This window comes from Oricola sp., from assembly GCF_022763245.1.
Taxonomy (GTDB): Bacteria; Pseudomonadota; Alphaproteobacteria; order Rhizobiales; family Rhizobiaceae; genus Oricola.
Window position 1 is genome coordinate 18,998 of record NZ_JALEGV010000043.1, and the last position, 20,923, is coordinate 39,920.

21 protein-coding genes are annotated in these 20,923 nt (G+C 64.5%); 8 read left to right on the forward strand and 13 right to left on the reverse strand.

Going from position 1 to position 20,923, the window contains the following annotated elements; translation table 11 throughout:
• Positions 1-62 precede the first annotated feature (62 nt).
• From MRY80_RS25355 to znuA, 12 genes are all read right to left on the reverse strand, one after another.
• The gene (locus MRY80_RS25355; RefSeq protein ID WP_293294395.1) at positions 63-1,523 is read right to left on the reverse strand and encodes a nucleotidyltransferase family protein; all 1,461 of its coding nucleotides are present in this window, start codon (positions 1,521-1,523) and stop codon (positions 63-65) included.
• Positions 1,524-1,528: 5 nt separating this feature from the next.
• The gene (locus MRY80_RS25360; RefSeq protein WP_293294397.1) at positions 1,529-2,512 is read right to left on the reverse strand and encodes a hypothetical protein; all 984 of its coding nucleotides are present in this window, start codon (positions 2,510-2,512) and stop codon (positions 1,529-1,531) included.
• Positions 2,505-3,209 carry a glycosyltransferase family A protein gene (locus MRY80_RS25365; protein WP_293294399.1) on the reverse strand — a complete coding sequence of 235 codons (705 nt, stop codon included), beginning with the start codon at positions 3,207-3,209 and terminating at the stop codon, positions 2,505-2,507. The genes MRY80_RS25360 and MRY80_RS25365 overlap by 8 nt, the downstream gene beginning before the upstream one ends.
• Entirely contained in the window at positions 3,206-4,282 is a 1,077-nt protein-coding gene (locus MRY80_RS25370; RefSeq protein WP_293294401.1) for a hypothetical protein, read from the reverse strand. Before MRY80_RS25370 ends, MRY80_RS25365 begins: the two co-directional genes overlap by 4 nt.
• Positions 4,283-4,293: 11 nt before the next feature.
• Entirely contained in the window at positions 4,294-4,737 is a 444-nt protein-coding gene (locus MRY80_RS25375; protein WP_293294403.1) for a PqqD family protein, read from the reverse strand.
• Between the two features lie 32 nt (positions 4,738-4,769).
• Positions 4,770-6,131 (reverse strand): glycosyltransferase domain-containing protein, encoded by a 1,362-nt coding sequence (locus MRY80_RS25380; RefSeq protein ID WP_293294405.1) that lies wholly within the window; start codon positions 6,129-6,131, stop codon positions 4,770-4,772.
• A 1-nt stretch (position 6,132) separates the two neighbouring features.
• Complete coding sequence (locus MRY80_RS25385) at positions 6,133-7,350, reverse strand: hypothetical protein (protein WP_293294407.1); 1,218 nt, start codon at positions 7,348-7,350, stop codon at positions 6,133-6,135.
• Entirely contained in the window at positions 7,350-8,522 is a 1,173-nt protein-coding gene (locus MRY80_RS25390; protein ID WP_293294408.1) for a nucleotidyltransferase family protein, read from the reverse strand. The genes MRY80_RS25385 and MRY80_RS25390 overlap by 1 nt, the downstream gene beginning before the upstream one ends.
• Positions 8,519-9,622 (reverse strand): glycosyltransferase family 4 protein, encoded by a 1,104-nt coding sequence (locus tag MRY80_RS25395; RefSeq protein WP_293294410.1) that lies wholly within the window; start codon positions 9,620-9,622, stop codon positions 8,519-8,521. Before MRY80_RS25395 ends, MRY80_RS25390 begins: the two co-directional genes overlap by 4 nt.
• A 71-nt stretch (positions 9,623-9,693) precedes the next feature.
• Positions 9,694-10,821 (reverse strand): glycosyltransferase family 4 protein, encoded by a 1,128-nt coding sequence (locus MRY80_RS25400; RefSeq protein ID WP_293294411.1) that lies wholly within the window; start codon positions 10,819-10,821, stop codon positions 9,694-9,696.
• 275 nt (positions 10,822-11,096) lie between these two features.
• Positions 11,097-11,543 carry a thioredoxin TrxC gene (trxC, locus tag MRY80_RS25405; protein ID WP_293294413.1) on the reverse strand — a complete coding sequence of 149 codons (447 nt, stop codon included), beginning with the start codon at positions 11,541-11,543 and terminating at the stop codon, positions 11,097-11,099.
• A gap of 148 nt (positions 11,544-11,691) precedes the next feature.
• The gene (gene znuA, locus MRY80_RS25410) at positions 11,692-12,738 is read right to left on the reverse strand and encodes a zinc ABC transporter substrate-binding protein ZnuA (protein ID WP_293294414.1); all 1,047 of its coding nucleotides are present in this window, start codon (positions 12,736-12,738) and stop codon (positions 11,692-11,694) included.
• 142 nt (positions 12,739-12,880) lie between these two features.
• Between znuA and MRY80_RS25415 the strand changes: the two genes are divergently transcribed.
• Genes MRY80_RS25415 through MRY80_RS25425 form a run of 3 tightly spaced genes read left to right on the forward strand, consistent with a single transcriptional unit; the run spans position 12,881 to position 14,971 of the window.
• Positions 12,881-13,759, forward strand: a complete 879-nt coding sequence (locus MRY80_RS25415) for a metal ABC transporter ATP-binding protein (RefSeq protein WP_293294415.1) — start codon at positions 12,881-12,883, stop codon at positions 13,757-13,759.
• On the forward strand, positions 13,749-14,558 hold the full coding sequence (locus MRY80_RS25420; protein ID WP_293294417.1) for a metal ABC transporter permease: 810 nt from the start codon (positions 13,749-13,751) through the stop codon (positions 14,556-14,558). The genes MRY80_RS25415 and MRY80_RS25420 overlap by 11 nt, the downstream gene beginning before the upstream one ends.
• A complete protein-coding gene (locus MRY80_RS25425; RefSeq protein ID WP_293294418.1) occupies positions 14,555-14,971 on the forward strand; it encodes a Fur family transcriptional regulator in 417 nt (138 codons plus the stop codon). Before MRY80_RS25420 ends, MRY80_RS25425 begins: the two co-directional genes overlap by 4 nt.
• A 21-nt stretch (positions 14,972-14,992) precedes the next feature.
• On the opposite strand, the gene MRY80_RS25430 is transcribed toward MRY80_RS25425, so the two are convergent.
• Positions 14,993-15,325 carry a hypothetical protein gene (locus tag MRY80_RS25430; protein ID WP_293294419.1) on the reverse strand — a complete coding sequence of 111 codons (333 nt, stop codon included), beginning with the start codon at positions 15,323-15,325 and terminating at the stop codon, positions 14,993-14,995.
• Between the two features lie 239 nt (positions 15,326-15,564).
• Here MRY80_RS25430 and MRY80_RS25435 point away from each other — a divergent pair, with 239 nt between their 5' ends.
• The 5 genes from MRY80_RS25435 (at position 15,565) to MRY80_RS25455 (ending at position 20,866) form a co-directional block, all read left to right on the forward strand.
• The gene (locus MRY80_RS25435; protein ID WP_293294421.1) at positions 15,565-16,992 is read left to right on the forward strand and encodes a circularly permuted type 2 ATP-grasp protein; all 1,428 of its coding nucleotides are present in this window, start codon (positions 15,565-15,567) and stop codon (positions 16,990-16,992) included.
• A 7-nt stretch (positions 16,993-16,999) separates the two neighbouring features.
• Positions 17,000-17,941 (forward strand): alpha-E domain-containing protein, encoded by a 942-nt coding sequence (locus MRY80_RS25440; protein ID WP_293294423.1) that lies wholly within the window; start codon positions 17,000-17,002, stop codon positions 17,939-17,941.
• Between the two features lie 3 nt (positions 17,942-17,944).
• Positions 17,945-18,745 (forward strand): transglutaminase family protein, encoded by an 801-nt coding sequence (locus MRY80_RS25445; protein WP_293294425.1) that lies wholly within the window; start codon positions 17,945-17,947, stop codon positions 18,743-18,745.
• A gap of 30 nt (positions 18,746-18,775) precedes the next feature.
• Positions 18,776-19,528, forward strand: a complete 753-nt coding sequence (locus tag MRY80_RS25450) for a proteasome-type protease (RefSeq protein ID WP_293294426.1) — start codon at positions 18,776-18,778, stop codon at positions 19,526-19,528.
• A 156-nt stretch (positions 19,529-19,684) separates the two neighbouring features.
• The gene (locus MRY80_RS25455; RefSeq protein ID WP_293294427.1) at positions 19,685-20,866 is read left to right on the forward strand and encodes an ABC transporter substrate-binding protein; all 1,182 of its coding nucleotides are present in this window, start codon (positions 19,685-19,687) and stop codon (positions 20,864-20,866) included.
• The last annotated feature ends 57 nt before the right edge of the window (positions 20,867-20,923 follow it).

Consider the following 20,923-nt stretch of genomic DNA (forward strand, 5'->3'; position numbering starts at 1 on the left):
TTCCGGACAAGTCTGCGGCGAGAGGTTGGTGAAACGGCCGGGAAGCAAACACCGGCTTCGGATCAGTCGAGCGCACGAGCGCTGACCCTGAAACCCGGCAAGTCCGCCGCGTCGGGCATCTTTTTCCGGTCGAGGGCGATGACTTCCAGCATGCCGTCGCGGGTGGCGGTTCGAGATTGCGGGATGCGATAGGAGATGACGGCGCTCCAGCTTCGGTGCGGAGCGAATTTGAGCACTTCGGTCATGCGAAGCCTGACCCGGCCGATCCAGACCCCGTCCAGCACGAGATCGAAGGAGCGGTTGTCCAGCGACCGGTTCGGACCGGCCAGCGAGATTTGGAGCCGGCCCGAAATGCCGGATCGCGGCATCAGTCCCGGGAGCCTTGCCATGCCATGGCGAAACGCCGCCCAGTCGGCTGACGGGGCTCGGAGGGAGGGCCGAAAGAGCCAGCTCGTGTTCCATGACCGCGTCACGCGCTCGCGGCCGGAGACGCGGTCGCGTTCGGCGATCTCTGCAAACAGCCGGTCGATGGGCGAGCGCCGCCGCGAAAGTTTCAGCAGACCCTTCATCTCGAGCCGGTAGGAAAGCCGAGAGACGTCACGCGAACAGGCCTCGAAGATCTCGGCCGGGACCGACACGTCGAGTTGTCGCTCCAGGATGAGCGAGCCGAGTGCGATGGCGACACCGATCCTGCGCCTTTCGCTTTCTTCCGCGACGACGCGCGGCTCGAAATCCGGATCGTCCAGCGCGACCATGGCATCGACGATCCAGTCGACGGGCGCGTCGGCGTCGGCCACGAGACCATGGGCGATTGCGTGCACGAAGCGGTCGGCGGGCGCCGGGACGGTCACGGGAACGCCGCCGAGAATGCCCTGCATAGAGCGCCGCCACATCGCGTCCTCGTTGCTGGCCCGCTCGCCCAGCCGCAGCGGCACCGAATGGACGTCGATCTCCAGATAGTCGAGCCCCTGCCGGCCCGGCGGATGGAGCCGGGCGAATGCTTGCGACTTGACCATCCCCGGCAGCCTGCCGCTCACCGAGCGCAGCCCCATCCCGATCAGCGCGTCGAGCCCGTCGACCAGGCGGTCGGGTGGAAACAAGAGGTCGATATCGCGCGCATGGCGGATCTCCATGGCGCCCGCTTGCGTTGCCATGCGTGCGCCGCCCTTCAGGATCATGAAGGGAATTCCCGCGTCATTCAGCGAGTACAGGATCGGCGCGTGATTGCGGATGCGAAGCTGGTTGTCGCGCCAGATTTCCCGTTTGATCGCGGCGAGGGCGTTGCGGTCTTCGGGCGTGATGTCGCGGTCAATCAGTTTGCGGCCGACGGCGCCGAGCAGCCGCCATTGCCGTGCCGACGCACCGGCGATCGCGTGGTCCTTGCGCCACTCGGCCCAAGCCTTTTCGGCCTCGCCTTTCGGCGCTGCAATCACCCGCAAGAGGGCTTCCACGTCTGGGCCGGCCCGGGCCGTTGCCAGCAAGGTTCCGAGCCGGCGCTCGATATCGGATGTCAATGCGGACATGCCGATCACGCCTCCGGATGGGCCGGCATGGCGAGCAGACTTTCGAAAGCGTCCCGATAGGTTTCTCCGACGGCATTGGCGGATGTCCAGCGCCGCAGCTTCGGCGCAAACGTCCGGGTCTCATCGAAATAGTCGCGTGAAAACAGTCGGTCGGGATCCTGCACGTCCGCGACGTCGAAACCCCGCCATGTCAGGTAATCCGCGATGGAACTGTCGGCATTGCACGCGAACGGAATGCCCGACGCGATGAATTGCTGCGCCTTCGTCGGCGGTTTCGTCGCCTGGTTGAAGTCGGTTCCCTTGATGTCGATCGCCGCCCTGCAAGACCGCATCAGCCGCTCCTGCGCCTCCTCGCTCCAGGTCGCCAGGCGATGCCCGTTGACCGTTCCGTCACCGAATTCCAGCCGGAGGCCCAACGCGTGGGCGCGCAGATGGGCCTGCACGCGGGCGGTCTTGCTGCGGTCATTCGTCAGCAGCGTGACCTCCGCGCCGATGTCGTTCGCCTGAAGCCACGCGACGACATGTGGCAGGTGTTCGCATCCGCCGACCCAGAGGACGAAACCCTCCAGCCTATAGTCCGCCAACGGCTCAAGCGCATGGATCGCTTCATGCTCGATGAACCCGACGTGCCGCGCATGCGGCTCAAGCCAGGGCAGCAGCGCCCGGCTGTGCGACAGGACGAGACTGCAGGCCCCCAGCAACCAGGCGTCGGCAGCGATGTCTTCGGCGCCGTGATAACGATCGATCGGCAGATAGACGAGCTTGATGCCCCGAGCGAGGGCGGCTTCGACGAATGCGCGCGGCGGCTGCGTCTTGACCATGACTATGATCGAAGCATCCGGTATGGAGGCGAAATCGTCGAACAGGGTGACGTTGAAAGTGCCTTCCAGCGCCCGCGCGGTCCGTACGCCCACCCAATCCCAGGACGGCGCGTCGCTGGAGGGGCCGAAGGCGATAGTCGGGCGACCGCTCATTGAAGTGTCAGCCATTGACCGATCGCTTCATCCGCAATCGTGCAAGCTGAAGAAATTCGGCCTGCGCCCGGTCGGCGCTGCTCTCCGACAGGTTTTCGCCATGGCTGCGGTGATAGGTGAGTACGTCCTCGAGCAGTCGCACCTTCAACCCGTGTTCACGGGCTCGCAGGAACCATTCGGCGGAATCGGAATATTTGAGCGACGTGTCTAGCGGGCCGACAGCCTGGAAGCGTGCCTGCCGTGCCAGCAACGTGACGGTCAGATATCCGGGGACGGGCTGGCCGAGGAACTCGATCGCACCGGACGGGTGCGGTTGCCGAAAGCGCTGGATCCCTGTCACGCAGACATCCAGGGAGGGATCGTCGCGAAAGGCCTGCATCTGCAGTGCGAGCTTGTCCTCGTGCCAGAGGTCGTCATGGTCGATGAAGGCGATGAACGCGCCCCGCGCCTCCGCGACGCCGCGATTTCGGGCGCCCGCGGGCCCGCCGCGCGAATTGCGCAAGAGGCGCACGCGCGGAGAGAAGCCGGCGACTATTTCCGGCGTGGCGTCGGTGGAGCCGTCATCGACGACGATGATCTCATCCGGGAGAAGCGTCTGGGCGAGAACGCTTCGCAACGTATCAGCAATGAAGCGCTCGCCATCGAAGGCTGGAATGATGACGCTGATGCCGGATGGCGGCACGGTCGCGTCCGTCAGGCCGGCGGAGGTCACGTCGTCACCTCGCGAAGGATGTCGGCGACACCGGCGGCGACGGCCGCGGGCTCGGCGTCGAGGTCGCAAAGGAAGCAGGGCGTTTCCCGCGTAAGCCTCGCAAACCGATGGAATTCGGCCGGGCTCATCTGGAAACGACGGGTCTCTTCGCTGTCATGGACGAGGGCGGAAAACGATGCGCGAGGCGATGTCATTATGGCCCGAAAGACGCCGTCGGTGATGCGCGGGACGAGGATCGCGCGGATCTCGCATTGGCGCGCCATTCGCCCGGCAGCGATTGTTCCGGGCAGGAGCAGGGCCTTGTCGTCCCCGGGCGCCGGCATGCGCCAGTCGTCAAGGATTTCCGGCCAGCGTGCGACCTGATGCGGATGCACCCGTGTCGATCCGTAAAGGCTGTAGCCTGAGAAACTGCCATGCTCGGTTTCCCGAATGGCGACGGAATCGTCGCCGAGGAAATCAAGGCCATTCAGCAGGCAATCGATGGAGGTGGTCGTCTTCCCGCGCCCGCTGCCGCCCACGATCAGGGCGCCGACACCGTCTCGGGCGACAAGCCCGCCATGGATGTTCTGGGCGCCGCAAGACAGGCAGATCTGGCTCATCATGCGCTGCAGGGGCCGTGCCCGGTCGGCGAGAGAAAGCCCCTCCGCCGCCTCGAAGAGCGCCGCGACCGACCCCGTCGCGCGATCGAGACAGATCAGGCTGCCGTCGCGAACCTCCGACAGATAGCGTCCGTTTCCATGTGTCGAGACTTGCCAACCGTCGCCTTGAAGAACCCACTCGCCGTCGGTCGAAGCGGGCAAGGCTGCACCGCCGGCCGCGCGGGCATCCAGAAACGTCACGGTCCTTTCGGCGGTGACGTTCGGACTGTCCGGCTCGGCCAGATGGGCGAAGACGGGCATGACATGCGCGGCAAGGTCATCCCCCGCTACGACCAGTTCCACGCGCTCGCCGGCGAGCCGGATATCCAGCCGGTGTGTCGCGATCCGCTGCGATGCGATTGCGGCCGCATCCATGATGGCGCCGAACCCGCCGTCGGCGCGCGCATCGGACGTGGCTTCGTGCCAGTGTCGCACGGTCGCGCCCGCTATTTGCCGGAAACGGGATCGTAGGCCGGCAGGGGCGGATCGAACGCCAGAAGATCCTTCATGTCGCTATAGACCGTCAGTTCGGGGGCATTGTATTGGCCCGCGGTCATTTCGGGTGCGGTGTCCGTACTGTTCGGTGCGGGGGACTCGACCGGCACGACGAGCCCATGCTCCAGCGTCTTGGCGATCAGGGTGGCGATGTCGGCGCGAACGTGGTCCGCATCGGCACCGAAATGGGCGACGATGCGATCAGCGATCTGCGCGCCGTTGTCTCCTGACATCATCATCCGCCAGACATCGGCGCCGACGGCGTCGAGACCGTAATAGCTGCCGCGTTCCAGGTTCATGATGACGATCTCGCCATCGATGTCGTCGGCGATGACGGCCGGTTCGTTGAGGCGAAACGATCCTGCCATCGCTCCCTCGGACTCGATACTCTGCATTCCCATGTCCTGTTGCTCGACCGGTCACACACCTAGGGCAGCGGCCGTCTGAATTTCACGAACAGCCCGTTTTGTATAACCAGAGACAGCGGGAATGTCGCGTAGGGTAAGCCGGTTTTCCATATGACATAGTTGAAACTGAGCTGGTCACGCCAGGATCCTGCGGCGATCTCTTCCCACCAGGCCTCGTCGAACGCTTCGACGGCTCTTGAATGGCGGCGCAGGATGATCGGCAACTCGGCAAGCCCCGTATCGTCGGGTAGGCCCTCGCGGCGATAGCGATCCACCTGGCGGTCGATCGTGTCCGGTGCGTCCAGTCCCAGAGCCTTGCACGCTTCCGCCTCTTCGCGGATCGACTGGCGGGCGTGATGACGAAACACGCACAGGTCGCAATCCGCCAGGAACATGTCCGCGAGTTGCGCCATGTCGAAGGGCGCGACCAGCGAGACGGAGGCGTCGATCCACAGGCTGTATCGGCTCTCCGGCAGGGCCAGATGGGCGTTGGCCTTGAAAAAGCGAGACGCGCGCCGGGCGCCGATCTCGGGAAATTGCGCGGTCTTCGGCTGCCAACCCCGGAACTGGCCGTTGTGTCGGAGGGTCGTCGCCTGATCCAGAAATGCAACCAGCGGCGAGCCGCCGACGGCGCTTGGAAGCTGTGGCTTCAGACTGTCATAGCCGTCAGTGATCGCCGTGTAGACGGTCAATCGATCCGGCCGGACAGGTGGCGTGGCTTGAGGGCGTTTCGCACCGGACCGGTCGGGCGCAAGCTGCGCGTGGCTCTGGAAAAGATCGCGGTCGGCTTCCAAGTCCGGGTGCGGCTCGAACGGCTCTGCGTATTCGATCGGTGGCGTCGCAAAGCCGATCGTCCGGGCGCGCAGGAGAAAATCCTCGAACGCCCATTCGACCGTTTCAAACGCGTCGTCCAGTCCGTCGAACGCCATCCACAGATCGCCGCGAACAGCGACGCCGGTGCTGAACGGGCCCATAGGAGGCACCGGCTCTTTGTCACGGATAACGCCCAGCCAAGGATCGTTCGAAAAGCGGTCTATCGCTGCTGCGATCGACTTGGGCGCGGAAGGGCCGAAAACAATCAACCGGCCGATCGCCGCTCCGCCCGCCTTGTTGATCGCTGCGACAGGCGAGTCTTCAAGGCCTACGCTGACGAAGAGCAATGAAAGCGACCGATTTCGAGTGGCGACCGGTTCCGAAGTCTTCGCGCCGCCAAATCTCACGACTTGAAGATGAAGCCCCTGGTCGAGAGCGAAGGCGTCGAGCATGTCGATACGGGCTTGTGGCGTGTCGGTCGCCGGTAACACGATCGACACGTCAGGCCTGGTGAAGCCCGGGCGTTCCAGAAGATGGCGGCGGGATAGGGTGCGTGGGTCGAGCTGCATCTTATGAGGGATCAATTTGCAGCGCCTCGCGCATTGCCAGAACCAGGGCGCGATCGACGCGATATCTGACCGGATCGTGGCGCTTGATGCGGCGTCTTTTGGCCGCGTCCTTCGTCGTCAACTGGCGGAAATGACGATAGAGGAACCGCTTCGAAAGCGTCGGCTTGGAAACAGTGCCGGTCGCCTGATCAGGCGGGGCGAGCGCATGCACGGTCCAGTCGATCCGGTCGTCGCACTGCGCGGGCACGGCCACCCATTTGGTGCGAAGAAGCCTGTCGTATCGTCCGAGCCAGCGCCACAGAGACTGCTTTCGTGGTGAGAAGCGGAAGTCGAGATGGCGTGTCGCGCCCGGTGCGTCGCTCGTCTCTCGCGGTTCGCCGACCAGTTCGGCCCATTGTCCATGGATGTGCAGCCCCGGACCTTGCTGGGCTTCGGCTTCGTCGAACACCGAAACGCCTTTCGGGCCGACGACCAATTCGTCGATGTCGCAGTTCAGGACGGAACGTGACTGCGCGCAGAATCGGCGTCGCGCATGGTCGAGACCGCCGGGCTGGCAGTAGAAGGAATCCTGGACGTTGCGCGGGCCGACCCCTGGGCCGTAGGGGAAGTCCCAGTCGATCACGAGATGAGGCCCGCGCGCGTCGAGGTCGTCCAGCATGCGCTGCAACGCGCCGGGCGCATAGGTCGAGGAACCGTTGTCATACAGGATGACGGACTCGGCGCCGTGGATGCGGATGTTGAACTGCGCCCAGTCCCGAATCCATTGCATCGGCGTGTTCTTGACCATGGTGAGCACAACGCGCCGGTCCCGGAAGATCCCGCAGCCGGAACCGCGCACCGGAACGGTGACCGATCGGCCGCAGGCCTCGATCGTCAGGCTGCGCGGATCGATGCCAATGGGAACGGACAGTTCGTAGCGTCCGTTGGGCTGAAGGTGCATTTGCGACGGCCGGTAGACGGCTTCCAGCGGGTGGAAGTCTTCGTTCAGCCGAAACCGCATGTCCGCCAAGAACGGTTCGCAATTGAGCTGCGGCGGGCCGGGGCAGAGAATCTTCCGGCCGTCGCAACTGCGAAAGACGTCGTAGAACAAGGTGTCGTAGTCGAAGAGGGCTTCATAGCCGGGCTGACGGTCGTTGAGCGGTCGCGGCGGCTCCCGGCGCAGGCCGAAATCCGACAGGCGGACCGTCGAAAGGATCGAACCGGATCGTTCCTGCCGCACTACCGAAGGTCCTCGCCCTTGGCGGTGTTGCGCGCCGTTCCATTCGGCGGGAACGCCTGCATCGACAGGCGTCGCAGCGGCCGCAGCGCATACCAGGCGGGCGACCAGCGCAGTCCCTTTTCCCTGCACCAGCTCTGCAGATAGGCGCTTGTTGGGACCGTCATCCACCGGATGACGTCCAGGCGCGACCGCCAGCCGCTCGCCTTCATGATTTGGCTGGCGCTGACCAGCGGGTTCTGGCGCAGCCGCCAAAGTATCCTGTCGCGCGCTTCAGGTCCCATGCCGGCGGCCTCGCGCAAGCGGGCAAGTGCGGGCGTGGGAATTGCCGTCCCGAATTCGATGTCGAGATAGGTCGTCATTGCGAGCAGTACGAGCGCAAGGTCGCGTTCGCCGGCTTTATCGACAAGGTACGGCCAGTCGATCTCTGCCGCCGGTGTGGCCCGGAGCATCAGCACTATGTCCATCACCCAACTGGTCCGGTCGCGCACCCGGCTGGCGAGCAACTGTGCCGCAAGGAAGAGGAGCAGGTCCTCGGGGCCGACAATGCGCGTCGAAACGCCCGCAATTTCGGTTCTGACGAAACGGGATGGAGTGACGCCGGCCAGGTCGCTGTGGATGCTGACTGGCAACCCGTCCGTGTGCACCAGCACCAGCCTGCCGTCTTCCGGTGTCTTCGCTCCCCGGCCGCTGAAGCCGAGGCGGCACATGGCGTCCGCCGCCATCTCGCGCTGGTGTACTGGAATGAGCAGATCGATGTCGTGGCAATGGCGCAGCGCCGGTTTCGGATAGGCGCCATGCGCAAGTGCGACGCCTTTCACAAGCACCGGCTCGATCGTACAATCCGCAAGCGCGCCGATGATGTCGCGGAGCAACTCGTCGATACGCGCGGCCCGCCGTTCCTCCCAGGCACTGGCGAGCCGCAACACGGCGAGATCGGATGGCGCGACGGTGATGCCGTCCCGCGTCAGCGTGTGAAACAGAAGCGGTAGCAGGCGCTTGAAAGCCGGCGCGCCCGCAATCATCGCCTTCAGATCCGGTAAGTCAGCTCGGAGCTTTGTCCAGCTTGCGTTCGTCTCGACGCCCAGGCACGCCTTGAGGAAAAGCGTTTCCGTTCGGTCGGGCAGGAGAACGGCGGTGGTATCCAGAAGCAGGGGCTCGGTGTGGCGGCTCATGGGCGGGCCAGTCTGCGATACAGGTCTTCGAATGCCGAAACATAGTCGGTCCAGGCAAAGCTGTTAAGCGCTCGCGCTCGCGCCTTCCGGCCCAGCCGGATTGCTTGGGAAGGGTCTTCGATCAGCCGTCGGATTGCCCCCGTCAGCGCATCGATGTCGTCGGGAGGAATCAGGAGGCCTGTTTGCCCGTCGAGGACGACTTCGGGCAATCCGTCCACCCGCGCGGCGACAAGCGGACAGCCGAGCTGGGCCGCCTCCAGCGCGACGAGGCCGAAGGGTTCGATCCGTGACGGCACCACGACCATGCTGCATCTCGACATGGCCTCGAAGACAGCAGCACGATCGAGGCTTCCGGCGAAGGTCACGCGGGGAGCGATGCCGAGATCCTCGCTCAGCCGTTTCAGCGCCGCCGCGTCGTCGCCCCATCCGATAATCGTCAGCAAGGGCGGGTTCGGCCTGTCACCGAGGCGATGGACGGCGCGCAGAAGTAGATCAACGCCCTTCTTCTCCACCAGGCGACCGACATAAAGGAGTTCGGGTCGATCGGGTGGAGCCTTCCATCCCGCGATGCCGGGCGCGGGCAGGGCGTTCAGGATCACCGAGGAGCGGTCGGTGATCGCCGGCACATGGCGGCGGGCGTTGTCCAGAACAAAGCTGGAACAGGCCGTCACCCAGGACGCCGCGCGGACATCGCGGCCGACGATCGCCTCCGGCGTGAAGCTGTCTGCACGGAAACTGTCATGCAGTGTCACCACGAGTGGCGGCCCGTCGTCCGTCTGGGTGAGGTGGTGGAAGAGCTCGCTGTAGCCGGGAGAAAAGATGTGCACCAGATCCGGCTCGAATTCCCGCCTGATCTGTGCAACCTCGCGACGCAGGTTCAGGAAGAGCCGGCTGTCGCCGCCCAGCGCACTTCGGAAGGGAAGTCGCAAAACGCGCACGCCGTCGCGTTGCTCTTCCGCTGGCAGCGTGAGCGGGCGACGATCCGTCAGCACGATGATATCGTGGCCGCGGGCAGCGAGGGCCTCGAACAGCAGCGGACCCAGAACCGGACCGCCACCAATCGTGTGTCCGAACGAACTGGCCCAGACGAGTATTTTCATGGCTCAGTCATCAGCGACACGGCGCACGACCGCATCCGCAAACGCGCAGGGCCGGGTACGGTCCACCGCACTCAGGTCGCTTTCGAGCTTTCCTGCAGCGAGCCGACCTGCCGGCCCGCGTCGGATGCAGGGCATTCCACGATGATCTGCGCAAGGGCATTGGAAAGCCGTTCGGCAAAGGCGTTCCGGTTGGCGAGGAAGTGCTGCCGGGCATCCTGGCCGCGGGCGGCGAGCAGATCGGGGTCGGTTTCCAGCGCGGTGGTGATCGCGGCTTCGAGCGCGGCCGGATCGATGAAATAGTCAGTCCCCAGATGTCGCGGCTGCTGCCGTCCCGCCGGCACGAGAAAGCCCACGCGCGGATCCACGAACTCGTTCATCGGCGGGGCATCGGTGGTGATCACGACGGCCCCGCAGCCAAGCGCCTCGTGGATGTAGTGTCCCCAACCCTCCGAACGTGACGGGCACAAGTGAATGCCGCAGCGGTTCATCAGGGCGCGCAATTCGTCCTCAGCGAGAAAGCCCTGCAATGTCCGCACATTGGGCGGCATGTCCGCCGGCAACTTCTTTTCCTTCTGCACAAGCAGGAGTTCCGGCCATTCGGGATGTCGCGCCCAAAGGGCCACAATGTCTTCCGTGCCCTTGACCGTGCTGCCGCCCGCGACGTGCAGGAACCCGCGCCAGTCCTTGGCGACGGACGCGTCATAGAGGTCGCGCGAGCTGAAACCGACGGGAAGGACGGGCGCGCCCAGAGCCGAGAAGATGGACTGCGCGTGCGCGGTCTTGGTCAGCACAGCATCCATGCTGCGAAGCCTGCCGATGTGCCTGCGGGGAAAGCGCTCCTGATTCGGGATCAGCACGTTCTTGCGGGCGGCGTTGCGCCACTCGGGAAAGGCGCGCTCGATATGGAACGCAACATCGTAGTCTGCCTTCTTGCGCAGGCGCTCCAGCAAGCCGCGCGTGCCCTGCCGGGCGAACTCGACCGCAAAGCCGATCTCCTCGAGCGTTTCCCCGACAAGCGCGGCGTCCATGGTCAGCCCGTAACCATTGTCTTTCGCAACGACCAGCGCACTGGTTTTCTGAGGCATCGTGTTTTCCCGATTTCCCGAACTTCTGCGTTGCCACGTCGTCAGCGTCAAGTGTCGTAGCCACATGCCGTTGCGGGAAAAATACGAAACAAAGGTCAGGCCGCGCGGCAGCACGCTTTGAATCGCTCGGCCGCGTTGGCGCCTTGCGGAGAACGTCTTGAATTACTTCGCAATGTCTTAAGAGTATTGGAGGATGCGGGCGCTATTCTGGCGGCGGGCGGAGCGGTCGAACAGGACAATTTCGGTGACAGATTGAACCAATTCGCCATCTGGTTCGGCCGCGGTGCGTTCCTCTCAAGGCCTTGGCCGCTGGGTGATGACGTCATCCCATGGTCTCGCCGCCGTCATCGGCGTCACGACGGCCATCGCATGACGCCTCCCGGACAGGATCAGGTAGGCACGCCCGCATGCTGGCGAACCCAGCCGGTGATCTGCCCCGCGGTCATCGCGCCGGATTGGCGAGCGATCTCGCGTCCGTTCCGGTAGAGCAACAACGTCGGGATGCCGCGAATGCCGAGACGGGCGGACACGGCCTGTTCCTCGTCTGAATTGAGCTTCAGGAAACGCACCTGCGGTTCCATAGCCTTCGCCGCGGCTTCGAAGGCGGGCGCCATCATCCGGCAGGGGCCGCACCATGGCGCCCAGACATCGACGACCACCGGCACCGAACTGCGAGCGATCTGCTTGTCGAACATCGCCGTGCTCGCATTTGCCGGTTTGCCGTGGAACAGGGGCTCGTGGCAAACGCCGCATTTCGCCTTGCTGGCGGGCTTGTCGGCGGGCAGCCGGTTGACGGCCGCACAGGCGGGACAGACAACTTCCATGCGCTCGGACATGTGGATGCTCCGGAAAATATCTCTTTTCCGGTATATATGAACGTACTCCGCCGCATTCCAGTTCGCTTCGGCGGAAATGCCGACGGTGGAAAAGGCAAGCCGGCCAATGCAGCGCGGGCATTGACCAGCTTCAACCGTTTGTCGCTGTCTATTGGGCGGTCAGGCACGTCTTGAAGGACGTCGCCATGCCGCGCAGCAGCTCGAAATAGAGGTCCGGGCCGTCCTTGATGCCCGCGCCCAGCGGGTCGAGCGTTCCGGACTTAGCATCGGTGCCTTCCGTGATCACCGAAATCAGCTTCGGCTCGAATTGCGGTTCGGCGAAGACACAGGTCGCGCCGAGTTCGGTGACCTTGGCGCGGATTTCGTGCAGCCGCTCGGCACCCGGCATGATGTCCGGCGTCACGGTGATCGAACCCGCCGGCGTCAGGCCGAAGCGGTGTTCGAAATACTGATAGGCGTCGTGGAAGACGATGTAGCCCTTGTCGTGCACCGGCTCCAGGTCAACCGTCAGTTCGGCCGCAAGCGCGTCCAGCCGGTCGGAGACGTCCGCGGCATTGGCCTCGTAGAGATCGGCGTTGTCGGGATCGATCGCCGCAAGCGTTTCGGCGATCTCATGCACCATCGCCTTGCCGTTCATCGGATCGAGCCAGAGATGCATGTCGACCGACCCATGATCGTGATGCTCGTCATGATCGTGGTCGTCCTCGTGATCATGGTCCTCGTGATGGTCATGATCGTCGTCGTGCTCGTGCTCGTGCTCGTGCTCGTGGTCTTCGGCCTCGGCGTGCTCCTCATGCTCGTCATGGTCGCCATCGGCATGCGAGTGCTTCTCGAAGGTTCCGCCCTCGCGGAAGCCGAGCGTCTCCAGCCCGTGCGAATGCACCAGCTCGATGGCCGTGGTCCCGGCACCGATTGTGCTGATCGGCTTTTCCAGGAAGTTTTCGAGACCGTCGCCGATCCAGAAGATCACGTCGGCGTCCTGCAGCGCGGCGGCCTGCGACGGCTTCAGGCTGTAGGTGTGCGGCGAAGCGGCGCCTTCGACGATCAGCGTCGGCGCGCCGGCGCCCTTCATCACGGCCGAAACAAGCGAATGGACGGGCTTGATGGAGGTGACGACATTGACCTCCGCCTGGGCGGAGGCGGCGAGCGCGGGCAGGGCGCAGGCGGCGAGCAGGGCTGTGCGGCGATGCATCATTGGGGGATCCGTTCGATGGCTTGTGGTTTGCGAGTGGAGTGCTACATACGTGATGTTATATCATAACACTGGATTGCGAATAACCCGAGATTGACGTGACCGTCAAGTCGCGCCAAACGGTTTCATCGAGAAGGAAAGCCCCGTGCTGCAATCACCGCAACCGCTTGTGCGCCTCGAAAAGGCCGGCATCTCGCGTTCCGGCCGCTGGCTGGTGCGCGATATCGACCTGGAAGTGCGCTCCGGCGAGATCGTCACGCTGATCGGCCCGAACGGGTCCGGCAAGTCGACGACGGCGCGCATGGCGCTGGGCGTCATCGCCCCGAGCGAGGGGCGCGCGACGCGCCGCGACGGCCTGCGGGTCGGCTATGTGCCGCAGAAGGTCGCCATCGACTGGACCCTGCCGCTCACCGTCGATAGGTTCCTGACGCTCACCAATCCGCTGTCGCGGGCCGAGAAGGACGAGGCGCTTGCCGCGACCGGGATCAGCCATCTGGCCGCAGCCGAGGTCCGCAACCTGTCCGGTGGCGAATTCCAGCGCGCGCTTCTCGCCCGCGCGATCGCCCGGCGACCCGACCTGCTGGTCCTTGACGAGCCGGTCCAGGGCGTCGATTTCAGCGGCGAAATCGCGCTTTACGAACTGGTGTCGGCCATCCGCGACCGCCTGCATTGCGGCATCCTGATGATTTCGCACGATCTGCACGTCGTGATGGCTGCCACCGACCGGGTCCTGTGCCTCAACGGCCATGTCTGCTGCCACGGCACGCCGCAGGTGGTGGCAGAGAGCGAGGAATACCGATCGCTGTTCGGATCGCGTGGCGCGGCGCAACTGGCCGTCTACCAGCATCATCACGATCACACCCACCTGCCGGATGGTCGTGTCCGGCATGCCGACGGAACGGTCACCGCGCATTGTTTCCCGGGCGACGGGCACCACCACCACCATTATCACGACGACGATGATCATCATGATCATCACGGCGACGCGCCGGAAGCGGGCGAGGGAAAAGCCGATGCTGAATGACTTCTTCATTCGCGCCCTGGTCGCCGGCGCGGGCGTCGCGCTCGTCACCGGGCCGCTGGGCTGTTTCATCGTCTGGCGCCGCATGGCCTATTTCGGCGACACGCTGTCGCATGCCGCCCTGCTGGGCGTCGCGCTTGCCTTCCTGCTCGAGGTCGACGTCACGCTCGCCGTCTTCGCCGTTTCGGTCGTCATAGCGCTGCTGTTGTTGGCGTTGCAGCGGCGCGCCAGCCTGTCGGCGGATTCGCTCCTCGGCCTCCTGTCGCATTCGGCGCTCGCGCTCGGCCTGGTCGCGCTTGCCTTCATGACCTGGGTCCGCATCGACTTGATGGGCCTGCTGTTCGGAGACATCCTCGCCGTCTCGAAGACCGACATCGCCGTCGTCTATGCCGGCGGCGGACTGGTCCTCGCGGTTCTCGCCTTCATCTGGAAGCCTCTCTTCGCCGCGACCGTCAATCCGGAGCTCGCGGCCGCAGAAGGCATGCGGCCGGCCCGCGCCAACCTGATCTTCATGCTGCTGCTGGCCGTGGTGGTGGCTATCGCGATGAAGATCGTCGGCGTGTTGCTGATCACCGCGCTATTGATCATCCCCGCGGCCACCGCCCGCCGGTTTGCAGCCGGACCGGAGCACATGGCTGTGTTCGCCGCCGTCGCGGGCGTGCTGGCCGTGGTGGCGGGCCTCTTCGCCTCGCTTGAATGGGACACGCCGTCCGGCCCCAGCATCGTCGTCGCCGCGCTTGCCTTTTTCATCGTCAGCCTGTTGCATCTGGGCGACCGCCGAAAGGCCGGAGGACCGTCATGAACACTATCCATCACCACGCCGAGAAACCCGATCTGACACGCAACCAATCCCTCGTCTTCGAGGCTTTGGAAGACGCCGATACGCCGCTGACGGCCTACAACATCCTCGAAAGGCTGACGGGCGAGGGGCTGCGCGCCCCGCTGCAGGTCTATCGCGCCCTCGACAAGCTGCTCGATCTCGGCATGGTCCACCGGCTGGAAAGCCTGAACGCCTTCGTCGCCTGCCGCCACCCGGATTGCGACACCCACGCCACGGTCGCTTTCGCCATTTGCGACGAATGCGGCACGGTCGCCGAAATCTCCGACACATCGCTGGTGAGCGCCCTGGAGGCGATCACTGGGCGGACCGGCTTCGCGCCGCGCAAGACGACGGTGGAAATGCGTGGCCTTTGCAGCGCCTGCCGGGCGGCGTGATCCGGTTCGCAGGTTCGGACCTTATTCGCCGCCATCGACAGGCGGGTACTCGGTCACCGCATCGGCGTCGTTGTCGATGATCATGAACAGGTCGAAATAGGCGATGTCGGGCGCTGCGCCGGTGCGTTTCTCGCAGGCAGCGCGCCACGCCGCGTCATGGGCGTTTTCGGCAGCCGTGCGCGACTTCCAGAAATAGATGCCCTTCAGCGTCGAGCGATCGTCGCTCCAGACGAAATGCTTGCGCACGAGATCGTGCTCGCCCTGCCAACGTTCAACCACATGTCTGGCGTCCTCGACGATGTCCGTGCGGCTGGCGCCGGGCGGGGCGGGGAAGGTGACGATTTCGCAAATCACGAAGGGCTCCTCTTTCGTCCTGGTTTGCCTGCGTAGCATGATCCGCCGACTGCCGCGCCGGCGCAATGCCGGGCGTGGAATCGCAGTGTCGCGCGTGGCGCATCACGGAGCAGAATGCCGCGAAAATGCACGTCAAAAGAGCGGGTTGCCGATATTTTGCGCAACATTTTGAAGGTCTTGCCGAACGCCCGGGCAGCTAGCCACTTGCGTATTTCACACAATCACATAGAGTTTGCGCTATGCAGCAGGCCGATGGGTTCTTCGACGAAATGCTTGCCGGTGAAGACCGGGCCAGGCTGCCATACCGTGATTATCACGAGTGGTTCTGCGACGAGGACATCGCCAGGCTGAGCCAGAAATCGAAGGAGGCCGAGACCTTCTTCCGGCGGATCGGCATCACCTTCAACGTCTATGGCCAGCAGGAAGCAGCGGAACGGCTGATCCCCTTCGACATCGTTCCGCGAATCATCTCCGGCCGGGAATGGGCGCGCCTGTCGCGCGGCATCGAGCAGCGCGTGCGCGCCATCAACGCCTTCCTCTACGATATTTATCACCGCCAGGAGATCCTGCGCGCCGGCCGCATCCCGGTCGAACTGATCGCCGCCAACGAGGCCTTCCTGCCGAAGATGATCGGCGTCGCGCCGCCCGGCAACATCTACACCCACATCGTCGGCACCGACATCGTGCGCACCGGCGAGGACCAGTTCTACGTGCTGGAGGACAATGCACGCACGCCGTCCGGCGTCTCCTACATGCTGGAGAACCGGGAAACGATGCTGCAGATGTTCCCGGAACTGTTCTCGCGTGTCCGCGTGCAGCCGGTCAGCGACTATCCAAAGAACCTGCGCCGCTCGCTCGCCGCGAGCGCGCCGCTCGCCTGCACCGACAAGCCGGTGGTTGCCGTGCTGACCCCGGGCATCCACAATTCGGCCTATTTCGAACACGCCTTCCTGGCCGACCAGATGGGCGCCGAACTGGTCGAGGGTCACGATCTGCGCGTCATCGAGGGGCGCATCGCGATGCGCACCACCCGCGGTTACACGCCCATCGACGTGATCTACCGCCGCATCGACGACGATTACCTAGACCCGCTGAATTTCAACCCGGATTCGCTGCTCGGCGTTCCCGGCATCTTCGACGTCTACCGGTCCGGCGGCATCACAATCGCCAACGCGCCCGGCACCGGTATCGCCGACGACAAGGCGATCTATTCCTACATGCCGGACATCGTCGAGTTCTACACCGGCGAAACCGCGATCCTGAAGAACGTGCCGACATGGCGCTGCTCGGAACCCGATTCGCTTGCCTATGTGCTGGACAATCTGCACGAGCTTGTCGTCAAGGAAGTGCATGGCTCGGGCGGCTACGGCATGCTGGTGGGACCGGCCGCCTCCAAGCGCGAAATCTCCAATTTCCGCGACAAGCTGAAGGCCAAGCCCGGCAACTACATTGCCCAGCCGACCCTGTCGCTGTCCACGGTGCCGATCCTGACGAAGACCGGCCTCGCGCCGCGCCATGTCGATTTGCGCCCCTTCGTGCTGGTCTCGCCGCGCGGCATCAACATCACCCCCGGCGGTCTGACGCGCGTGGCGCTGAAGAAAGGCTCCCTGGTCGTCAATTCCAGCCAGGGCGGCGGCACCAAGGACACCTGGGTGCTGGAGGAGTAGCAGGATCATGCTCGGCAAGACGGCAGGCGGCCTGTTCTGGATGTTCCGCTACCTTGAGCGCAGCGAAAACAACGCGCGACTGCTCGAGGCGGGCTTCCATATCGCGCTGACGCGGTCCGCCGCCGCCGAGGAAGAATGGATGTCCATCATCCAGACGGCCGACGTGCAGGCGGGCTTCCTCGAACGCCACGACCGCGCCGAGGCGAGCACGGTGATCGACTATGTCCTGCGCGACAAGTCCAATCCGTCGAGCGTTCTCTCCGTCGTCGAATCGGCGCGCAACAACGCCCGTCTTGTGCGCACGGCGCTCACCCGCGAGGTCTGGGAAGCCACGAACGAATGCTGGCTGACCCTGAAGGACGCGCTGGCGCGGCCCGTGCGCGAACGCGACCTGCCGCAGACGCTTGGCCTCATCCGCCAGCAAAGCGCCCTAGTGCGCGCGGCGCTGCATGGCACCATGCTGCGCAACGACATCTATGATTTCGCCCGTCTCGGCACCTTCCTGGAGCGCGCCGACAACACCGCCCGCATCCTTGATGTGAAATATTACGTCCTGCTGCCCTCGGTGATGCATGTCGGCTCGTCGCTCGACAATGTGCAATGGGAGACGATCCTGCGGTCAGTCTCCGCGCAGCGCGCCTATCGCTGGCTGAACGGCGGCGACGTCAATCCGAAGGGCATCGCCGAATTCCTGATCCAGGACCGGCGCTTGCCGCGGTCTCTGGCCTTCTGCTACACCAAGATCGTCGACAATCTGGCCTATCTCGCGGAGGACTATGGCGAGAAGGGCGGGAGCCATGAAATTGCCGACAAGGTGCTGACCCGGTTGCGCAACAACACGATTGACGCGATCTTCGACCAGGGGCTGCACGAATTTCTGGAGGAGTTCCTTCGTGACAACAACGGGCTCGGGATGCAGATCGAACAGGACTACCGGTTCTACGGGTAGGTCATGCGGCTGACGATCTCGCATACGACACATTACCGCTACGAGGAGCCGGTCCATTACGGCTTGCAGCAACTGCGCCTGACACCGAAATCGCGCGCGGGCCAGAAGGTCGTGTCCTGGGAAACGCAGGTCGAGGGCGGCACACGGCAGCTCGAATATGACGACCAGCACAACAATCACGTGGCGCTCGTCAGCTTCGACGACGGTCGCTCGGAGGTGACGATCCGTTGCCACGGCGTCGTCGAAACGTCCGACACCTCAGGCGTCGTCGGCGTCCATGGCGGCTTTGCGCCGCTCTGGCTGTTCCTGCGCCCCACGCCGTTGACGCGCGCCGGCAACAATGTGCGTAAGCTGGTCAAAGCGGCCGGTGGCGACTATCCCGACGAGATCGCCCGCCTGCATGGCCTGTCGGAGGAGATCGCCCGCGCGGTCACCTACGAGGCCGGAAAGTCGCACACCGCGACCACCGCCGAGGAAACGCTGGATGCCGGCCATGGCGTCTGCCAGGACCACGCCCATGTCTTCATCGCCGCGGCACGTTCCATGGGCATTCCGGCCCGCTATGTCAGCGGCTACCTGATGATGGACGACCGTGTCGATCAGGATGCCAGCCATGCCTGGGCGGAAGCCCATGTGGACGGCATCGGCTGGATCGGCTTCGACGTCTCGAACGAAATCTGCCCGGATGAACGCTATGTGCGCGTCGCCACCGGCCTGGACTACACGGAAGCCGCTCCGGTCTCCGGCATGCGTCTCGGCGAAGGCGAGGAACACATGGTTGTAACACTGCAGGTCCAGCAATAGATTGTAGCGAATCGGGCTGGAACCTTTCCCATGACGTATTGTGTCGGCTTGCGCCTCGACAAGGGCCTCGTCTTCATGTCGGACACGCGCACGAATGCGGGTGTCGACAATGTTTCCGTGTTTCGCAAGATGTTCTCCTGGACCGTTCCGGGCGAGCGCGTGCTGATGTTGATGACCGCGGGCAACCTCGCGACCACGCAATCCGTCGTCAGCCTGATCGACGAGCGCTCCAAGGCGCCGCATGAGCGCAATCCGTCGATCCTCGAGACGCCGTCCATGTTCCAGGCCGCCCGCCAGATCGGCGAGACGCTGCGCGAGGTCATCCAGTCCAACGCGATGAGCGGGCAGACCGCGGATTCGACCTTCAACGCGACGCTCATCCTCGGCGGCCAGATCCGCGGCAGCGAGCCGCGCCTGTTCCTGATCTATCCGGAAGGCAATTTCATCGAGGCCAATGGCGACACGCCCTTCTTCCAGATCGGCGAGACCAAATATGGCCGGCCGATCCTGGTGCGCGCCTATGATTCGGCGATGCGTTTCGAGGATGCGGTCAAGCTGATGATGGTGTCCTTCGATTCCACCATCAAGGCCAACCTGTCCGTCGGACTGCCGCTGGATCTGCAGACCTACGAGGTCGACAGTTTCCGGCTCGGCGCGCATCAGCGCATCGCTGCCGACGACCCCTATTACCAGACGATTTCGACCAGCTGGGGCGAAGCGCTGACCCAGGCGCTGAAGTCCCTGCCGGATTTCGAATTCGCCGCCGGGGCCGCCAGGCGCTGACGCGAGGCGCTTCGCGCACCGGCTCCAGTCGCAACCTCCCAAACCGCTTGCGCCCGTCGAAGGACTAGGTTTTAACTTCGGTCTGCTTTCCCGGCGGCAGGCGCGCAACAGACGCGCCGGCAGGGGAACGCGTTACGAAAAGGGAGAATTCGGATTATGAAAAAAGCACTTCTTGCAGCGGCCAGCGTTCTGGCGCTCTCTGTCGCCGCACAGGCCGAAGTGAAGATCGGCGTGATCCTCGGCTTCACCGGCCCCACTGAATCACTGTCACCGGACTGGGCCGCCGCCGGCGAGCTCGCCATGAAGGAAGCATCGGAATCCGGCAAGTTCCTCGGCGGCGAAACCGTCACGCCGGTGCGTGCCGATTCCACCTGCGTCGACAACGCCGCAGCGACGACCGCCGCCGAGCGCCTCGTCACCTCCGACAACGTGCTGGCCATCTTCGGTGCGGATTGTTCGGGCGTGACCGCGGCGGTGGCGAACAATGTGGCGGTCCCGAATGGCGTCACGATTATTTCGCCGACCGCGACCTCGCCCGCGCTGACGACGATCGAGGACAATGGCCTGTTCTTCCGCACCGCGCCGTCCGACGCCCGCCAGGGCCAGGTTCTGGCCGACGTCGCCGTCGAGCGCGGCATCAAGTCGATCGCCGTGACCTACACCAACAACGACTACGGCAAGGGTCTGGCCGATTCCTTCGCGGCCGCCTTCGAGGCTGCCGGCGGTGAAGTCACCATCTCCGCCGGTCACGAGGACGGCAAGGGCGATTATTCGGCCGAAGTGGGCGCGCTGGCAGCTGCCGGTGGCGACGCGCTGGCCGTGTTCGGCTATATCGACCGCGGCGGCCGCGGCATCATGCAGGGTGCCATAGACACCGGCGCTTTCGAGAGCTTCCTCGTCGGCGACGGCATGATCGGCGATTCGATCCTCGACCTGCCGGGCCTGGCCGATGTCAGCCTGATCGGCACGGCGCCGGGTTCCGACGCCGACAATGCCAGCAACTTCGACACCTTCGCCAAGGAGATGGGCGTCGAAAGTGAGCAGCCCTATCGCGGCGAAAGCTATGACGCCGTGGCGCTGATCCTTCTGGCCATCCAGAAGGCCGGTGTCGCCGACCGCGCCGCCATCGCCGGCAACGTCATGGAAATCGCCAACGCACCGGGCGAGCCGATCGGCCCCGGCGAACTGGGCAAGGCGCTCGAGCTGGTCGCCGCCGGCACCGACATCGACTATCAGGGCGCGACGAGCGTCGAGTTCACCGATGTCGGCGAGGCTGTCGGCTCCTACAAGGAGTGGGAAGTCAAGGACGGCGCCTGGGCGACCGTGAAGGTGCGCTAAGCGCCTGACCGCCTGACCCGCGAATACGGCCCCGGATCGCACCCGCGATCCGGGGCT